Origin of the sequence: Streptomyces lacaronensis (assembly GCF_047337785.1) — a bacterium.
Lineage (GTDB): Bacteria > Actinomycetota > Actinomycetes > Streptomycetales > Streptomycetaceae > Streptomyces > Streptomyces lycopersici.
In genome coordinates this window covers 10,711,770-10,726,286 of sequence record NZ_JBLHDK010000003.1, presented here as the reverse complement: position 1 = coordinate 10,726,286, position 14,517 = coordinate 10,711,770, and the positions used below count along the sequence as shown (strand labels likewise).

Sequence of the window (14,517 nt, the reverse complement as noted above, 5' to 3'; positions counted from 1 at the left end):
CCGTATGACCAGCATCGGCATCCTCGGCACCGGACGCGTCGGCAGCGGCCTCGCCCGCGCACTCGCCGCCGCCGGCCACCAGATCACCCTCGGCCACCGGCACCGGCCCCGGGAGACCCCGGCCGACGAGACCGGCGCCGTTCCGGAGATGCGCCACGCCGACCAGCGCACCACCGCCGCCACCACCGACATCGTCATCAACGCCACCCCGGGCGACACCGCCCTGGAACGCCTCTCCGCCCTGCACACCGAACTGGCGGGCAAGGTCCTCATCGACGTCTCCAACGCCACCCGGCACACGCCCGACGGGCTCCCCTCGGACCTGTGCTATCCCGGCAGCAGCCTGGCCCAGCGGCTCCAGGGAGCCCTGCCCGCGACCCGGGTGGTCAAGACCCTCAACACCATGCTCTTCCCGGTCATGACCGCCCCCGCCGAGCTGTCCACCCCGCCCAGCGTCTATCTCTCCGGCGACGACGCGGACGCCAAGGCCATCACCGCGGGCCTCCTCGGCGACCTCGGCTGGAAGCCCGAGTGGATCGAGGATCTGGGTGACATCACCACCGCCCGTGCCACCGAGGCCCTCGTACTGCTGGTCCCCCATGTGCTGCGCCGCCATGGATTCCGGCCGTTCGCCGTCTCCCTGGCCCGCTGACCGCCCCGCCCCTCCGGCACCGCGGGGACGTGTTCTACCACACGCCAGGGAACATGCCCTTGCGCATTGATAGAACCTGAGGCCAGCATCGATCGTCTTCTCTTCCGAACAGCCGCCGGACGAAGGACGCGCATGACAGGCAGAGACGGGGAGACGACGGGGAGCGCTGCCGCGGAACGGACGGACGCGGAGCGGCAGCGCAAGGGGCGCCGCCCGCTGCGGATCGCTCTGGTGATCGTGGTGTCGTTCCTCGTGCTGCTCGGCGGCGGAGTGGGCTGGCTCTACTTCAAGCTGAACGGGAACATCACCACCTTCGGGTCGGACGGCCTCTCCGACAGCCGGCCGGAGGGAAACGCCGCCGGTCGGAACGTGCTGGTCATCGGCTCGGACACCCGGTCGGGCGACAACAGCAAGCTGGGCGGCGGCACCGGAGACGTGGGCCGTTCGGACACCGCCTTGCTGCTGCACGTCTACGCCGATGGCAAGCACGCGGTCGGGGTGTCGATACCGCGCGACACGCTGGTCGACATCCCGCCGTGCCGGCTGCCCGACGGCTCATGGACCAGGACGCAACGGAACGCCATGTTCAACTCGGCGTTCTCCGTGGGCGAGACCGCCCGGGGCAATCCGGCCTGCACCCAGAACACCGTCGAGAAGCTGACCGGGCTGCGCATGGACCACACCGTCGTCATCGACTTCGAGGGCTTCTCCCGGATGACCTCCGCGGTCGGCGGGGTCCAGGTGTGCGTGCCCCAGGACGTCTACGAACGCGATCTGAGCCCCAGCCGGTCCACCCGCGGCAAGCGCATCTTCAGCAAGGGGGTCCAGACGGTCTCCGGGCAGAAGGCGCTGGACTACGTGCGCATCCGCCACGGGATCGGCGACGGCTCCGACATCGGGCGCATACGGCGGCAGCAGGCGTTCATCTCCGCCCTGCTCAAGAAGGTGAAGAGCCAGGGAATCGACCCCACCACGCTGTATCCGCTGGCGGACGCGGCCACCAAGTCCATGACCGTGGATCCGGGGCTCGGCTCCGCGAAGAAGCTGATGTCCTTCGCCATGTCGATGAAGGACATCGATCTGCACAACACCAAGTTCGTCACCATCCCCTGGCGCTACCAGGGCGAACGCGTCGCCGTCGTCCAGCCCGACGCCGACGGGCTCTGGGCGGACATCAGGGCCGACCGCACCATCGACGGGAAGGCGGCCGGCGGAAAGAAGGACGAGCCCCGGGACCCCGCCACGCCAAGCGCCACGTCCGCCGTGTCGGGCGCGGGCATCAGCGTCACCGTCTACAACGGCACCACCACCCCGGGCCTCGCCGCACGCGCCGCGGACACGCTCAGGACGCATGGCTTCACCGTGACCGGCGCCACGAACGCCGACACCCAGGACCACGCCACCACCGTGGTCGGCTACGGCCCCGGTGAGCGGGACCGGGCACAGACCGTGGCCCGGCTCTTCCCCGGCGCCGGGCTGCGCCCCGCCACCACCCCGGGCATCAGCCTCACCCTGGGACGCACATACCTCACCGCGCCCTCCCCCGACGCCTCCACGCCCCCCACGCCCTCCGCACCGTCCACGCCGTCCTCCCACGTGGCCGACGATGCCCGCTCCGCCGACGACGACCCCTGCTCCAACCTGTCCTACGGCTGACCGGATCCCCGCACGGCCCTCACATCCGGCCCAGGCATGGCGCACCGCTCCCCGGGCATCCGGAAGATCAAGCCGCTCGCAACCACCGCCGAGCGGGCCGCGTCTTCGTTGACGCCCGTACACCTGCGCAACCGGCTGAACACGTCATCGACCGGGCTCACTCACCCCGGCACACGGCACGACAGCACAACAGCACGACGAAGGGGACGAACAACGTGGGTATCGTGAGCTGGATCATCCTCGGCCTGCTGGCCGGAGTCATCGCCAAGATCCTCCTCCCCGGGCGCGACCCGGGCGGGCTGGTCGGCACCACGGCCATCGGCATCGCGGGGGCTTTCGTGGGCGGCTGGATCTCCGCGAAGTTCTTCGACCGCCCGGTCCAGAAGGAGTTCTTCGACCCCGCCACCTGGGGCGCGGCGATCGGTGGCGCCTTCGTTCTCCTCGTCGTGTACCGGCTGTTGTTCGGCAATTCACGGAACTGACGGCACGGACGGCGCGAAGCGCGCGGACGGCACGGAACCCAGCCCGGCGCCGGCGCGTCACAGAGCGGTACCGACTCCCCCCACACACACCGCGCCGCTTCACCGTCGCCGTCCGTTCCTGGGGGAACCATGCACACGAACCACACGCGCACGCGCACGCTCGACGCATCCATCGCGCTCATCCTGTCCGCCGCCGCGGCCGGTGCCCTCACCGGCTGCGGCGGCGAGACGGTGAAGGCCAAGGACAAGGAACCGGAATCCCGGGCGCGGATGGTGGCCGACGCCTGGGACGGCTCCCGCGCCGCCGAGGCGTGGCGCACGGGCTACCACCCGATGGGGGACGCGGTCCAGCTCCCCGCGAACGGCTTCCGCACCCAAGCCGACCGGCGGGCCTACACCACCCGGAACGTCGTTCTGCGTGGCGAACTCCCCGCCACCCCGCACGAGGGCGGGCAGGTGCGGTGGCGGAGCGGGGGCTCGCTGATACTCCCGCTGATGGGGGCGCGAACGGCGTACGAGAGCGTGGGCCGCGGCCGCGACGACGGCCCACACCTCACCGTGACCGGCGCGAGGATGGGCGAGATGACCGTGGCCACCAGCCGGGGCCCGGCGACCGTCCCGGCCTGGCTGTTCTCCCTCGAGGGCTACGACACCCCGCTCAAGCGGGCCGCGCTCGGCCCGTCGAAGCTCCCCCAGCCGCCGATCGGGCCCACCCGCGCGGGGTCTCCTCATGGGCCCGCGCCGCTGAAGCTGGTCAAGGTGGCCGGGGACGGCCGGTCCATCACCGTACGGGCCGGCCACGGATCCTGTGACGACGGCGCGGCCGTGGACGTGCTGGAGACTGGCGGCAGCGTGGTGCTGTCCGGTTCCGTCGTGGGGGCCGAGGACGGTCCCTGCACCTCCGAGCTGTTGAGCGAGGAGGTGACGGTGAAGCTGAAGCGGCCGGTCGGCGACCGTGTGCTCCTCGACGCGCTCACCGGCCGGCCGGTGCCGTTCGGCGAGCGGAACGCGCAGTCGCCGAGCTGGAGCTAGACGCGGGCGGCCGCACGCCGCGCCATCACGGTCCCACGGCGGCCGCGAGGCCGCGGATCGTACGGGCGGAGGGGGATCCGGGGTCGGCCGTGATCAGGACCACCTCCTGGTCGTCCTCGGGGACGAGCAGGACGTCGCAGTTCAGCCGGAGTGTTCCGGCCGTGGGGTGGTCGACGGTCTTGGTCCGGTGTCCGGGGGCGTGGACCGGACGCTCCTCCCAGATCCGCCGGAACTCCTCGCTGCCGGTGCGCAGTTCGCCCAGCAGCGCGGTGAGCGCCGCGTCCCGGGGGTAGCGGTCGGCGGCCCGGCGCAGCCGGGCGACCACGATGTGACCGAACTCCTCGGCGCTGGAGCTGTCGTACACGTGGCCCCGGCCGAGGAAGCGACGGCGGGCGAGGTTGCTGTCCCGGCCGAGGTCGTCGCCCAGCAGGGCCTGCGCCAGCGGGTTCCAGGCGATCACGTCGTAGGCGGCGTCGGTGACGATCGCCGCGGTGTCCGGCAGCCGCCGCAGCATCTGGGCCACATGCGGGCGGACCCGCCGCACCGCCCGCGCGCCCGGGGGCGCGCTCGTCCCCGCGAGCCGGAACAGATGGCTGCGCTCCGCGGGCGCCAGCCGCAGCGCCCCCGCCAGCCCGTCCAGGATGCGCGGCGAGGGCCGGGGACCACGGGCCTGCTCCAGGCGGGTGTAGTAGTCCACCGACATATGGGCCAGCTCCGCCACCTCCTCCCGCCGCAGCCCTGGGGTACGGCGGTGGGGGTCGGCGGGCAGGCCGATGTCCTGGGGGCGCAGCCCCTCGCGGCGGTCCCGCAGGAAGCGGGCCAGCTCGTGCCTCGCCATGCTGCCTCCTTCGGCTGACGGATACTGCCTGGGACAGGTTGTCCCTGGCAGGGTGAACGTGGCCGGGGAACCCTTGGTGCCATGAACGATCGCACAGCACTGGTCACCGGTGCCAACAAGGGCATCGGCAAGGAAATCGCACGCCAGCTCGCCGCCGAGGGGCTCACGGTGTACGTGGGCTCGCGCGACGCCGAGCGGGGGCGGCGGGCCGTCGAGGAGATCGGCGGCGACGCCCGGCTGATGGTGCTCGACGTGACCGACGCCGACAGCGTCGCCACGGCCGCGGCCCGGCTGGAACGGCTGGACATCCTGGTCAACAACGCGGGGATCATGGTGGGCGGCAGCACGGCGCCCGAGGCCGATCTCGAGGACTTCCGCCGGACCTATGAGACCAACGTCTTCGGCGTCCTCGCCGTCACCAACGCCTTCCTCCCGGCCCTGCGCCGCTCGGACGCGCCCCGGATCGTCAATGTCTCCAGCGGCACCGGCTCGCTGACCTGGAGCGCGGACCCGGAGCACCAGTTCGCCGTGTCCGCCGGGTCGGGCGCGGCCTATCGCTCCTCCAAGACGGCTCTGAACGCCCTGACCCTCTATACCGCACAGGCCCTGGCTTCCGAAGGCTTCAAGGTCAACGCACTGGCCCCCGGGCTGCGCAGGACAGATCTGAACGCCCGCGCCGCCGGGAGCGACGGGGATCCGGCCGAGGGCGCGGCGGGCGCGGTCCGGCTCGCCCTCCTCCCGGACACCGGGCCCACCGGCGGGTTCTTCTCCTGGGACGGCACTCCGGCGCCCTGGTAGTCCCCGGCTTCACCCGGGCCGTGCGGTGGTCCGCTCGCCGTCGCCTCGGTGTCCCGCCCGCTCCCGCCGACCGCGTCAGTCAGTCGGCGGAGAGCTGGGTGTTCGGAACCCGCCAGGCGGCGATCACGAAGGCGATCAGGCCCACCGCGGCCCCGGTGAGGAAGACCACGCGCAGGGCGCTGACATAGCCCTCCAGGAACGGCTGCGCCACGGCCGGGTCGAGGCGGTGGAGGAAGGCCGAGTCCTCCAGGTTCACCACGCCGTCGGGCCGTACGACGCCCTTCAGCGCCTCCGCGTTCGCCGGTTCCCCGGCGAGCCCGCGGAACGACGCGTCCTGGGAGGCCACCGCCAGGCGGTCGCTGATCCGCGTACCGGCCAGGGAGAAGAGGATGGACAGGAAGGCGGCGGCGCCCACCGTGCCGCCGTTGGACCGGAAGAAGTTCACCGACGCGGTGGCCGCCCCCATGTCCTGCCGGGGCACCTCGGACTGGGCGAGCGTGGTGATCGTCTGCATCGCCGCACCGAGACCCGCCCCCATGAACACCATGCCGATGGCCACGTACCACAGCGGGCTGTCGTCCCTCAGCGTGGCGAACACCAGCATGGCGACGGTGAGGGAGCCGACGCCCGCCACCAGATGGACCTTGAACCGGCCCGTCCGTGACATCAGCCGGCCCACCACCAGGGTCACCGTGACATTCGCCGCCATGGTGGGCAGCGTGGCCAGGCCCGCCCCCATCGGGCTCATGCCCTTGGCCAGCTGGAGATAGAGCGGAAGTGTCGTCATGGCGCCGAACATGGTGATGCCCACGGTGAAGTGCAGCACGGTGCCCAGTCGGAACGCGCGGATGCGGAACAGCCTGACCGGCAGCAGCGCGGCATCCGCCATCCGCCGCTCCAACAGTACGAAGCAGATCAGCCCGACCACGCCCACCGCGTACATCGCCAGCGCCCGGGGCGAGGCCCAGCCCCAGCTCCGCCCCTGTTCGGCCACGACGAGCAGCGGCACGATGCCGACCGCCAGCGTCAGCGCCCCGCCGTAGTCCAGCCGGTGCCGTACGGGCTGGTGGGGTATGTGCAACACCCGCAGGATCACCACGATGGCGAGGGCCGCCAGCGGCACGTTGACCAGGAAGATCCAGCGCCATCCGTCGATCCCCAGCAGAGTGGCGCGCCCGGCGAACACCCCGCCCACCAGGGGGCCGATAACACTGGACCCGGCGAACACCGCCGTGATGTAGCCCTGGTAGCGGCCGCGCTCCCGTGGCGAGGTGATGTCGGCGATGATCGTCATGGCGAGGGACATCAGCCCGCCACCGCCGAGGCCCTGCACCGCCCGGAAGGCCGCGAGCTGATGGATGGACGTGGCGAATCCGCACAGCAGCGACCCGAAGGTGAACAGCACGATCGCGGCCAGATAGACCGGTCGGCGGCCGTAGATGTCGGAGAGCTTTCCGTACAGCGGGGTGACGATGGTGCCGGTGACGAGATAGGCGGTGGTCACCCACGCCTGGGCGGTGAGTCCGTGCAGATCGTCGGCGATGGTGCGCAGCGCCGAGGAGACCACGGTCTGGTCCAGCGCGGCGAGGAACATGCCGAGCACCAGCCCGGACAGCACGGTGACGACCTGGCGGTGGGTCAGCCGGGCGGGGGTCTGGGGCTCGGTGGGCTCGGTGGTGGTGGATGAGGACGACATACGTACCTGCGAACCTTCTCTGCCGCGCGTGGGGGACGTAGCGGGGGGCTGGAAACCCGTGGGGAGGAGCGGGCCCGGAGCCCGGGCGCCGGGGGCCCGGGCTCCGGCGTCGGGGTGTTATCGGGCGAGCTTCTCCAGGTCGGGGACGGCGCTGTCGATCTCCGGCAGCGCCAGCATCTCCAACCGCGCCCGGCGGGCCACGGCGCGGCAGCCTTCGTCGGCCAGCACCTCACGGCAGCCGGCGGCGATACCGTCCGCGGTGGTGTCGGTGATGTGCTTGCCGAGCCGGAGTTCCTCGACCCGCTGTGCGTTGCCGGGCTGATCGCCGAACTGGGGCAGCACCGCCATCGGTGTCGCCGTGCGCATCGATTCGCGGATGCTGTTGAAGCCGCCGTGGGTGAGGAAGAGGTCCACGGATTCCAGCAGCAGTGGCTGGGGCAGCCGCTCGGTGATGTGCACATGCGGCGGCACCCCGTCGGTGTCCACGGGGATGCCGGACGTGGCGAGGACGACACTGCACTCCTCCAGCCGCGACACCCCCTGGATCATGGTCCGCAGCGTCTGCACCGGATCCGGCATCGGCATGGCCGGCGCGGAGGCGTCCGCCTCGCGCGCCTTGTCGCGGAGCATGGGGATCGCGGTGCCGATGGCGGCAAACACCAGCGGGCGGTCGGTGGGCAGTTCGGCGACCCAGCGCGGCAGCACGGCGCCGCGGTCCACGTCCACCGTCTGCCGGTAGGCCCAGGACGTCGGCAGGTGCTGGGCGAAGGAGAAGGCCGGGGGTACGTAGTCGATCCGCCCGTGCGGGACCACCGACAGCGGGTCTTCCGAGGTGGACAGCCCGTGCTGCTGCCGCAGGGCGTTGAGGTGCGGCAGCACCTTGTCCGGGTTGAAGGTGTTGCTGCTCCCGGAAGGGGTGGGCAGCTGCGGTATGCCGAGGGTTTCGGCGATGAGGCAGGAGCCGAGGTCCATGCCGTCCCGCAGGATGAGGCCGGGCCGGAAGTCGCGTGCCACGGGGAGCAGGGCGTCGAAGAGCGTTGTGGCCATCGGGCCGGACAGGACCTTGGTGACGACGCGCAGCAGGAAAGCCTGCCGCTCCGCATCGTCCATCCGGGCCATGTCCGGCGGACCGGCCGGGCCGGCCTCCTCGGCCATCGCGGGGCCGAGGAAGGTCGCCGGGGAGAGGTCGTCGAGGCACGTGGTCACCCGCACATCGTCCGATGCGAAGACGGGGGCGAGGACCGGGGTGGTGGCCACCAGCACCTCATGGCCGGCCGCCGCGAGGGCCCGGGCCAGGGGAAGCTGGGCGCGGCCGTGGGAGGGGCTGCCGAGCGTAGTGAACAGTACCCGCAACGCAGGGGCCTTTCTGTGGGAAGGGTCTCGTACGGCGAGGAAGGGGCGGGCGGGGCGGTCAGCTCGCCATCGCGGGCGTGCGGCCGATGCCCTGGCAGGTGAGTCCGGCGCGGCGGAGCCGGTCCGGGTCCAGGAGGTTGCGGAAGTCGTAGACGTGCGGGGATCCGAGCAGTCCGGCGATGTGCTCCCAGTCGAGGTCTCGGAACTCCGGCCACTCGGTCAGGACGAGACAGGCGCGCGCTCCTTGGAGGGCCTCCTCGGGGGTGTCCGCGAGGGTGAGCAGATCGCTGAGGTCGGGGCGGGTCTCGCTGAGCGCGGGGTCGTAGGCGTGGAGTTCGGCGCCCCGCTCCTTGAGCAGCCGGGCGATGGCCAGTGCCGGTGAGTCGCGCAGATCGGAGGTGCCCGCCTTGAAGGCGAGGCCCAGCACGCCCAGCCGTACGCCGCGCAGCGAGCCGTCGCCCGGGGTGCATCCGGCCACCACGCGCTCGACGAGCCGCCGCTGGTGTTCGACGTTGGTCTCGATGGTGGCGCCCAGCAACGGGAAGTCCACGCCCGATTCCTGGCAGATCGTCAGTAGGGCGTGGGTGTCCTTGGGCAGGCAGGAGCCGCCCCAGCCGGGGCCCGGTTTGAGGAACGCCGAGCCGATGCGGGGGTCGTGGCCGATGCCCGTGAGCACATCGTCCACATCGGCGCCGAAGCGCTCGCACAGCGTGGCGAGGTTGTTGGCGAAGGAGAGCTTCATGGCCAGGAAGAAGTTGGCCGCGTACTTGGCGAGTTCGGCGCCCGCGGCGTCGGTGAGCACCAGCGGGGCGTCCAGCCCGGCGTACAGGTCCGCCACCCGTCGCGCCGCGTCCCGGTCCGCGGCGCCGACCACGATGCGGTCGGGGTGGAGGAAGTCGCGCACCGCGTACCCCTCGCGGAGGAACTCCGGGTTGCTGACCACGGCCACGTCGGGGCGGTCCAGCAGCGCGGCGACGCGATCGGCGGTGCCCACGGGCACGGTGGACTTGTTGACCACCACGCTGCCGCGCGGCAGCGCGTCGCGGATCTGGTCCGCCACGGCCTCGACGGCGGCGAGGTCGGCGGCGCCACCGACGCCCATCGGGGTCGGCAGGCACAGGAACACCACATCGGCGTCGGCGACCGCGGCCCGGGTGTCGCGGACGAACGCGAGCCGCCCGGAGTCCAGTCCCTCCCGGACGAGTTCGGGCAGCCGGGGCTCGAGGATGTCGACCTGTCCGCGCCGGAGCCGTTCGACCTTCTGGTGGTCGGTGTCCGCGCACACCACTCGATGGCCGAGGCTGGCCAGACAGGCGCCGGTGGTCAGTCCGACATAGCCGGTGCCCACCACCGCGACGCGTCGTATCTGCACAGGGGATCACCACTTCTGCTGGGGGTCAGATGCGGGTGCGTGGCGAGGGCGGCGCAGGGCCACCCGGTCGGGATACGAGCAGGCCGGACACCGTCGTCCGGCCTGGACCGCGCGATTCGGCGACCAAAGTCACCACGCGTTGACAAAACATAACGCGCCGGTCCACAGCTTGGTCAACAACTGATGACAACAGTGGATGACTTCTGGACATGCGAGGCTGAACCGGCAGCATGTACGGCACGGTCCAGGCGGAGGTACGACAGGTGAACCGGGCAAGCGACTCACGAGAGTGCGACGGCCACCCCCGCCGTGCCCGCAGATACGACGCGGCGGGCACGCGCAGCGCCCTGCTGGGAGCCGCCGCGCTGCGGTTCGCCAGATACGGCTACGACGGCTGCAGCGTGCGCGACATCGCCAAGGACGCGGGGGTGGACGCCGCCCTGGTCTACCGCTATTTCGGCTCAAAGGAGGCGCTGTTCGACGCCGTGTCGACCAGCACCGGAATGTTCGAGCCGCTGCGCCATCTGCCGCTGGACGAGGTGTCGGCGTGGATCTGCGATGTGGTCTCCACGGGGCCCACCGAGGAGGAGGCCCCGCATCCGCTGCTGACCAAGCTGCGCTCCTCCAGCCGGGAGGAGACCCTCGGGCGGTTCCGCGAGGAGATCACCGAGGTGTTCTCGGAGGGGTTCGCGCGGCGTCTGGAGGGCGAGGACGCCGAGCTGCGGGCCGAGTTGATGGCGGCGTGGCTGATGGGCATCACCCTGCTGCGCCTGGCCATCCGCTCACCGGCGCTGGCCGCCACACCGGACGACACCCTGCTGCGCTTCCTCCGGGCGGGTATCGACCCGCTGCTGGACGCGGGCTGCCCCGGGGCCAGGAGCGAGGACGGCTGACCTCTCCTCGCTCCGCCCCGGGGCGGGGAACGCGATACGGCGGCTTGGCGAAGCCGTTGTGGCCTCGAAAAGCCGTTGTGGCCAGTGGCTCGGCTCGCATCGTTGGCCGGGTAATCGACGGGTTGCCCGGCAGTCAGCAGGCCAGGGCGCCGCCGGTTGTGCACGCGATTCATTTCGCCTGAAGTCGTGCGGTTCCGGGGGCTGTGCGTGGACCGATGTCGAGGTGTGGTGCGCGTGAGCGTCAGCTTCCCCGCGTGTCCCAGTTCGCGAGCACGGCGTCGGCCGCGGCGTGCAGGTGCCGTGCTGATGTGCCGTCACATACCTGTGTCGAAATACCGAGCAAGAAGCCGTGGATCATTGACGTGACGCCGTCCACGTCGGTGTCTTCGGCGAGTTCTCCTGAGGCGATGCCGCGTACGATGCACGCCCTGATGCGTGCTCGGTCCGCTGCGCGGCGCGCCGCTACGACCTTTCGCGCTCCGGCTTCGCCCGCTCCCGGCGCCCGGACCGTCCCCGAGAGGGCGACGAGGCATCCGCGAGGGTGGGACGTGTCGGTCTGCATGTTGATCGACCCGTGGAGGAGCCGGGCGATGGCCTCGTGGGGACTTACCGCCTCGTCGGCCACGACATCGGTGACGCTGCCCGGTCCGGCGATGTAGTGCTCAACGGCCTTCTCGAACAGTCCCTCCTTCGAGCCGAAGGCGCCGTACAGACTCGCGGAGGACAGCCCTGTGGTCTCGCGGAGCTGGGCCAGCGATGTCGCTTCGTAGCCCTGTTCCCAGAACAGCAGCATCGCGGCCTCCAGGACGGCTTCCATGTCGAAGGTGCGGGGACGGCCGACGGGGGGCACGGCGAACCTCCTCTATTACGGACTGACTGATCCAGTTTGACGCGCACAGCACCCCCTGTCAATATCGGATCGTTTAATCCATAACTAGTGGAGGTCCGCCCCGATGACCACAACGTGTTCCACGCCGGTCCGCGAGCGAGCGCACGAGTCGTTCCCCGTTCCGGCGCTGGTGGTGATGGCGTGTACCGGATTCGTCGTGATCATGACCGAGACGCTGCCGGCGGGGCTGCTCCCGCAGCTCGCTGCCGGAATCGACGTCTCCGAAGGCGGCGCCGGCCAGCTCGTGAGCGCCTACGCGATCGGAACGGTCCTCTCGGCGATACCCGCGATCGCGCTGACGCGCGGGGCACGGCGGAAGCCGCTCCTCCTTGCGGGCCTGCTCGGGTTCCTTGTCGCGAACGCCGTCACCGCGGTATCGCCGTCGTTCACCGTCGCTCTCGTCGCCCGGTTCGTCGGGGGAGCCTTCTCTGGTCTGCTATGGGGCATGCTTGCCGGATACGCCCGGCGTATCGCCGCACCTGAGCACGCCGGGCGCGCCCTTGCCATCGCCATGACCGGAACCCCGGTCGCACTCTGCGTCGGAACCCCCCTTGGCGCCTGGCTGGGCTCGACGGTCGGGTGGCGCTGGTCCTTCGCCGCGATGTCACTGCTCAGCGTCATCGTCATGATCTTCGCGAAGTTCCTCGTGCCCGACGCCCCGGGGCAGTCGACACAGACACGCGCTCCGCTCAGCCGAGTGCTGGGCATTCCCGGCGTGGCGACCATCCTCGCCGTCGTATTCGTCTGGATGCTCGCGCACAACCTGCTCTACACCTACATCGCTTCCTATCTGCAGCAGATGCGTCTCGCGCTCCGGCCCGACGTCACACTTCTCGTCTTCGGCGTCGCTGCACTCGGAGGTATCTGGATCACCGGCGTGTTCGTCGACCGCGCACTTCGCAGGCTCACCCTGGCGAGCGTGACCCTGTTCATAGTCGCCCCAGCGTTTCTTGCCGCCGCGCAGCAGTCCACTGTGCTCGTGCTGCTTGCGATCGTCCTGTGGGGCCTCGCGTTCGGCGGCTCGGCGACGCAGTTGCAGACGGCCATGGGGGAGGCCGCGGGCGAGAACGCCGATGCGGCGAACGCGATGCTGACGACATCCTTCAACATGGCGATCTTTGCGGGTGGTGCTGTGGGGGCTGTGGTCGTTGATGGCGTGGGCGCACCGGTTCTTCCAGCCGGGATGATCGCTCTCACGCTCATGGCGCTCGTCATGGTCGGCTTCGGCCGGCGCGCAGCATTCCCCGCAGGGCGTTGATCGAGAACTGACCGGACCACTTGTCATGCAGCCTTGGACGGGTATGCGGTCCACAGGCGGATTGGCGAGTCAGGGGCGAAGTGGGTCTTGGGCTCGGCGCGGGCGTTGCGCCAGCGGATGTAGGCGGCGATGGCGGCGTTCTGCTCCTCGTGGGTGCGGTGGTCGGTGCCGTTGAGGGCGAAGTAGCGCAGGGCCGCGAACTCCGATTCGATCCAGTTCAGCCAGGATCCGTAGGTCGGCAGGAAGACCAGCTCGACGTCGCTGTCAGCGGCCCAGCTGCGGACCTCGGCGTGCTTGTGGGGGGAGAAGCTGTCCAAGACGACGTACAGCTTCTCCCCAGGCCAGCGAGAGCGCAGGGTCTTGAGCAGGCCGAGGAACTCTCGCCACCGTTTGCGCTGCCGGATCCTGTAGTAGATCTTGCCAGTGGCCAGGTCGAGGGCGGCAAGCATGTGCATCACGCCGCCGTACCGGTTGTAGGTGGCCCGCAGCCGGCGGGGCTTGCCTACTGGACGCCAAGCCCTGCCCTTGCTGGCCCTGTACGACACCCCGCCGGCCGACGGCCGGGTGATATGCGTCGACGAGTTCGGCCCTCTCAACCTTCAGCCACGCGGACGAACACACTCGGTCGACGTCCCACGACCACCTCCAAGATCAGGTCCTGGAGGCAGTCTCCTGATCACCAGACGGGACGTCGATTACCCACCCAACGCCGCGCGACGAGCCACTAGACGTTCGGCACGCGCAGCTTGTCCCAGCTGGTCTTGCCGGGGACGCCGTCCGCGTCATCGCCGGAGTAGCCCAGCTTGCGCTGCCAGGCCGCGTAGGACTTGCGGTCCGCCTCGGTCCACTCCGGGCTCGGGCCCTCCTCGTAGCGTCCGCAGCCCTCGGCCACCAGCCGCTTGCCCATCGCCGTGATGACCTTGCTCTCGCGGCCGTTCCGGAAGAAGTCGGCGCCCGGGAACGGCTCGTAGGACGCCGGTGGCTCGGGGGCCGGGCCGTCCGGCTTGGCGCCGAGCCGCTTGGCGACGCGGCTGCGCATGCTGTCCATCGTGAAGCCACGCGGGTCGACCTTGCCCGGCTGCCACTCCAGATGACCGATCACCGAGCGCTGGGTCCAGCCGTGGGCACGGCAGATGGCCGCGGACACCTTCTCGATCGCCAGCTTCTGCGCCTCCGGCCAGGGGTCCTCGCCGTCGCCGAGGTTGACGCACTCGAAGCCGTAGAAGTGGCGGTTGCCGTCGGTGTCGGCCTCGTTGTCGGAGGGCAGCGCGGATTCGTTGACGACGGCTCTGAGCACGTCGCCGTCGCCCAGGCCCGCGTGGTTGGCACGGCCGTTGCCGACCAGGTGGACCGCGCCCGACTTGTCGATGACGCCGTGGCACAGCGGCCCCGGCAGCGAGGAGTGCCCCTCGTAACACAGCTCCACGGAGGAGTCCGTGCCCTTGGTGACGGTGTGATGGATCATCACTCCGTTGACCGGCCCCCAGGGGCCCTTGCTGTTGCGGTTGTGAGTCCGCCAGTCGCGGTACTCATGGACTTCCAGTCCCTCGTCGCGAAGCGCCTTGAGCAGACGGTCGGCGGTGAGCGGCGTGGCCATG

14 protein-coding genes are annotated in these 14,517 nt (G+C 70.7%); 7 read left to right on the top strand and 7 right to left on the bottom strand.

Annotation, left to right across the window (positions count from 1 at the left end):
- Positions 1-4: 4 nt before the first annotated feature.
- From ACMTAK_RS46460 to ACMTAK_RS46445, 4 genes are all read left to right on the top strand, one after another.
- Positions 5-652 (top strand): NADPH-dependent F420 reductase, encoded by a 648-nt coding sequence (locus ACMTAK_RS46460; protein WP_413811736.1) that lies wholly within the window; start codon positions 5-7, stop codon positions 650-652.
- 132 nt (positions 653-784) lie between these two features.
- A complete protein-coding gene (locus ACMTAK_RS46455) occupies positions 785-2,308 on the top strand; it encodes an LCP family protein (protein WP_413811735.1) in 1,524 nt (507 codons plus the stop codon).
- 215 nt (positions 2,309-2,523) lie between these two features.
- Positions 2,524-2,790, top strand: a complete 267-nt coding sequence (locus ACMTAK_RS46450) for a GlsB/YeaQ/YmgE family stress response membrane protein (RefSeq protein ID WP_210945177.1) — start codon at positions 2,524-2,526, stop codon at positions 2,788-2,790.
- A gap of 129 nt (positions 2,791-2,919) precedes the next feature.
- Complete coding sequence (locus tag ACMTAK_RS46445) at positions 2,920-3,822, top strand: hypothetical protein (protein WP_413811734.1); 903 nt, start codon at positions 2,920-2,922, stop codon at positions 3,820-3,822.
- A 25-nt stretch (positions 3,823-3,847) separates the two neighbouring features.
- Here the strand turns inward: ACMTAK_RS46445 and ACMTAK_RS46440 are convergent, their stop codons facing one another.
- Entirely contained in the window at positions 3,848-4,660 is an 813-nt protein-coding gene (locus tag ACMTAK_RS46440) for a helix-turn-helix transcriptional regulator (RefSeq protein ID WP_413811733.1), read from the bottom strand.
- A gap of 81 nt (positions 4,661-4,741) precedes the next feature.
- Here ACMTAK_RS46440 and ACMTAK_RS46435 point away from each other — a divergent pair, with 81 nt between their 5' ends.
- A complete protein-coding gene (locus tag ACMTAK_RS46435; RefSeq protein ID WP_413811732.1) occupies positions 4,742-5,458 on the top strand; it encodes an SDR family oxidoreductase in 717 nt (238 codons plus the stop codon).
- Positions 5,459-5,537: 79 nt separating this feature from the next.
- Here ACMTAK_RS46435 and ACMTAK_RS46430 read toward each other — a convergent pair whose 3' ends face one another.
- From ACMTAK_RS46430 to ACMTAK_RS46420, 3 genes are all read right to left on the bottom strand, one after another.
- Positions 5,538-7,154 carry an MDR family MFS transporter gene (locus ACMTAK_RS46430; protein WP_413811731.1) on the bottom strand — a complete coding sequence of 539 codons (1,617 nt, stop codon included), beginning with the start codon at positions 7,152-7,154 and terminating at the stop codon, positions 5,538-5,540.
- A gap of 117 nt (positions 7,155-7,271) precedes the next feature.
- A complete protein-coding gene (locus ACMTAK_RS46425) occupies positions 7,272-8,507 on the bottom strand; it encodes a glycosyltransferase (RefSeq protein ID WP_413811730.1) in 1,236 nt (411 codons plus the stop codon).
- A 58-nt stretch (positions 8,508-8,565) separates the two neighbouring features.
- The gene (locus tag ACMTAK_RS46420) at positions 8,566-9,879 is read right to left on the bottom strand and encodes a UDP-glucose dehydrogenase family protein (RefSeq protein ID WP_413811729.1); all 1,314 of its coding nucleotides are present in this window, start codon (positions 9,877-9,879) and stop codon (positions 8,566-8,568) included.
- 263 nt (positions 9,880-10,142) lie between these two features.
- Here ACMTAK_RS46420 and ACMTAK_RS46415 point away from each other — a divergent pair, with 263 nt between their 5' ends.
- Entirely contained in the window at positions 10,143-10,772 is a 630-nt protein-coding gene (locus ACMTAK_RS46415; protein ID WP_413811728.1) for a TetR/AcrR family transcriptional regulator, read from the top strand.
- Positions 10,773-11,013: 241 nt separating this feature from the next.
- Here ACMTAK_RS46415 and ACMTAK_RS46410 read toward each other — a convergent pair whose 3' ends face one another.
- Entirely contained in the window at positions 11,014-11,589 is a 576-nt protein-coding gene (locus ACMTAK_RS46410; RefSeq protein WP_413811727.1) for a TetR/AcrR family transcriptional regulator, read from the bottom strand.
- A 136-nt stretch (positions 11,590-11,725) separates the two neighbouring features.
- Here ACMTAK_RS46410 and ACMTAK_RS46405 point away from each other — a divergent pair, with 136 nt between their 5' ends.
- Positions 11,726-12,919, top strand: a complete 1,194-nt coding sequence (locus tag ACMTAK_RS46405) for an MFS transporter (protein WP_413811726.1) — start codon at positions 11,726-11,728, stop codon at positions 12,917-12,919.
- Between the two features lie 23 nt (positions 12,920-12,942).
- Here ACMTAK_RS46405 and ACMTAK_RS46400 read toward each other — a convergent pair whose 3' ends face one another.
- Together ACMTAK_RS46400 and ACMTAK_RS46395 are read right to left on the bottom strand one after the other, a co-directional pair.
- On the bottom strand, positions 12,943-13,464 hold the full coding sequence (locus tag ACMTAK_RS46400; protein WP_413811725.1) for an IS630 family transposase: 522 nt from the start codon (positions 13,462-13,464) through the stop codon (positions 12,943-12,945).
- A gap of 179 nt (positions 13,465-13,643) precedes the next feature.
- A complete protein-coding gene (locus ACMTAK_RS46395; RefSeq protein ID WP_413811724.1) occupies positions 13,644-14,516 on the bottom strand; it encodes a peptidoglycan-binding protein in 873 nt (290 codons plus the stop codon).
- Position 14,517: the final 1 nt, after the last annotated feature.